Raw genomic sequence first — 2,509 nt, forward strand, 5'->3', positions numbered from 1 at the left:
GGCTTGTTTACGGCCTTTTCGGACTGAGTGCCGACACTCCGGTAGGAGTTGCCGTAAACTTCTTCTTTTATGATACAATTAAAATTCTCATACTTTTGTTCTTCATCAGTGTGTTGATGGGCATCGTCAACGCTTATTTTCCGATAGAGCGTTTGCGGAACTATCTCGTCACACACAAGATGTACGGGTTGCAATACTTGCTGGCGTCACTCTTCGGAGCCATCACCCCGTTCTGTTCGTGTTCATCCATACCGCTGTTCATCGGCTTCGTGAAAGGCGGCATCCCTTTAGGGGTCACCTTCGCCTTCCTGATTACCTCCCCGCTGGTGAATGAGGTGGCTGTGGCCATGTTTCTCGGTTCATTCGGTCTGAAAGTGACACTGATTTATGTCATCAGCGGGATTCTGCTGGGAGTGATAGGCGGTATCGTACTCGGCCGTATGCGTCTGGCTCCTTATCTGAGCGACTGGGTAAAGCAGATACAGGCCAATTCGTCTGCCCAGGCCGATGAATGGGAAAAGAACCGTACCACCTTTATCAAACGACTCCCGACCATTGTCCGTGATGCCTGGAAGATTGTCAGCGGTGTACTTATATACATTCTGATTGGTATCGGTATCGGTGCCTTCATGCATGGTTTTGTGCCGGAAGGCTTCTTCCAGCAATACATGTCGAAAGACAACTGGTATGCCGTGCCTCTGTCTGTGATTCTTGCCGTACCGATGTATGCCAATGCCGCAGGCATCGTGCCTGTCATCGAGGTGTTTGTGGCAAAAGGTATTCCCATCGGAACTGCAATAGCTTTCATGATGGCGGTTGTCGGCCTTTCCCTGCCGGAAGCCACCCTGCTGAAGAAAGTAATGACCTGGAAACTGATTGGCATATTCTTCGGAACGGTGGCGTTCTTCATCATTCTGTCGGGCTATCTGTTTAACTATGTACTGTAGATAAGATAATAATTGGAAACATCCTATTTTAAGTCGAACCAATAAAAAACGGAATAAATGAAAGTATTGATTCTTTGTACTGGAAACAGTTGCCGCAGCCAGATGGCTCACGGCTTTTTGCAGTCATTCGACAAAAGTTTAGAAGTATATTCAGGTGGTACCGAACCGGCAGCCCAGATAAATGCCAAGGCTGTGGAAGTGATGAAAGAAGTGGGAATAGACATCAGCTCGCATGTGCCTACACACGTCAACACTTATCTCGATCAGGAATGGGATTATGTAATCACCGTTTGCGGTGGCGCCAATGAAAGCTGTCCTGCCTTCACAGGAAAGGTCGGCAAACGTATGCACATCGGCTTTGACGATCCGTCACATGCTACAGGCACGCCGGAGTTCATCGACTCGGAGTTCCGCCGTGTACGTGACGAAATCAGAAATGCTTTTGCCCGTTTCTACATCACGGAAATCAGAAAGGAAGAATTGCCGAAATGTGCTTGCGGCGGAAACTGCTAAGAAATAAGGATATGGAGAAAGAGAAAAGAATGGCCTTTTTGAGCGATTCCAGACACAATAAGATTTTAATCGGATTTAAAATCGGGTTACATGAGTAAAGAATGACTCTTTCTTATCGGTTTGAACATAGAAAAATGCATATATCAAAAAAAATACCAATCATCGGAATGGTGGTAAAGTCGTATCCGGTGGTCGGTTTCATTTCTTTGCTTTTTTATTGCTTATTATCCCTGTTCAAAATGGGCAAATGTGAACAGTTATTTGTTCAGAATCTGCAATTGGTTGTCGCCCATTATTCTCAGGCCCTTAATTAAGCATTTAATAATAAGTCTCATTTTATAGTTGTTTTTATGTTTTACAACACAAAAGTACGCATTGTTTGTTATATGGAATGTTGTATAACATATAATTTTTCATGAAAAGCCTGAATACTTGATGTATGTCAACGAGATGGTATAAACTGGTAATTCTAAAAGGTATTTCTCTTTAACGGAGTCTGATTGAGAATCTGACAGTAGGAAACCGTCTCGTACTGGGCGGCGAACGCTACCTGACCGACAAGGAAGTGTCGGCACAATTGAAATTGAGCAGACGCACGCTTCAGGATTATCGTAATGAAGGGAGAATATCCTATTACCAGTTGGGAGGTAAGATACTTTACCGGGAGAGTGATATAGAGAAAATGCTTCAGGAAAATTATCGGGAAGCATATATGAGTAGTAAATAAAAGAAAGGCATAAAGGCTGTGTGCCGGTTTTGATAAACCGATGTCACACAGCCTTTATGCTTGTATGATGAACGATTATACATCTTCAGGCATGGGGATGACAAGGATAGAGTCACTGCACCGGATTCCGTAGAATACGTCACGAACCCGCCCCTGCTGAGGTGTCAGAATACCCTTTTCTACCAAATCTTTTATATCGCGGGCTGCTGTATCTGGTGATACCTTTACACGTTTTGCCCAATTCTTAGTCGTCAGTTTGCCGGGATGACCGTCCAAATATAAATTCAAGACTTCACGTTGTCGTTCGGACAGGACTGTTTCG

General features: G+C 44.4%; 3 protein-coding genes and 1 pseudogene. 3 read left to right on the forward strand and 1 reads right to left on the reverse strand.

Annotation, left to right across the window (positions count from 1 at the left end; translation table 11 throughout):
• The 3 genes and pseudogenes from RDP42_RS12445 to RDP42_RS12455 form a co-directional block, all read left to right on the forward strand.
• Nucleotides 1-947 (forward strand): permease (locus tag RDP42_RS12445; RefSeq protein WP_308763948.1); only part of this gene is annotated, 947 nt, incomplete at its 5' end.
• 57 nt (nt 948-1,004) lie between these two features.
• Entirely contained in the window at nt 1,005-1,460 is a 456-nt protein-coding gene (locus RDP42_RS12450) for an arsenate reductase ArsC (RefSeq protein ID WP_308763949.1), read from the forward strand.
• 499 nt (nt 1,461-1,959) lie between these two features.
• Nucleotides 1,960-2,187: pseudogene (locus RDP42_RS12455) on the forward strand (helix-turn-helix domain-containing protein); the annotation flags it as partial.
• A gap of 75 nt (nt 2,188-2,262) precedes the next feature.
• On the opposite strand, the gene RDP42_RS12460 reads toward RDP42_RS12455, so the two are convergent.
• A partial coding sequence (locus tag RDP42_RS12460; protein ID WP_308763950.1) for a DeoR family transcriptional regulator occupies nt 2,263-2,509 on the reverse strand: 247 nt, incomplete at its 5' end.

The organism is uncultured Bacteroides sp. (assembly GCF_902472605.1).
In the GTDB taxonomy this organism is placed as follows: Bacteria; Bacteroidota; Bacteroidia; order Bacteroidales; family Bacteroidaceae; genus Phocaeicola.

What these genes read in the sequence shown, in the direction of transcription:
- RDP42_RS12450 (WP_308763949.1), top strand. Translation starts at nt 1,005, where the DNA reads ATGAAAGTATTGATTCTTTGTACTGGAAACAGTTGCCGCAGCCAGATG.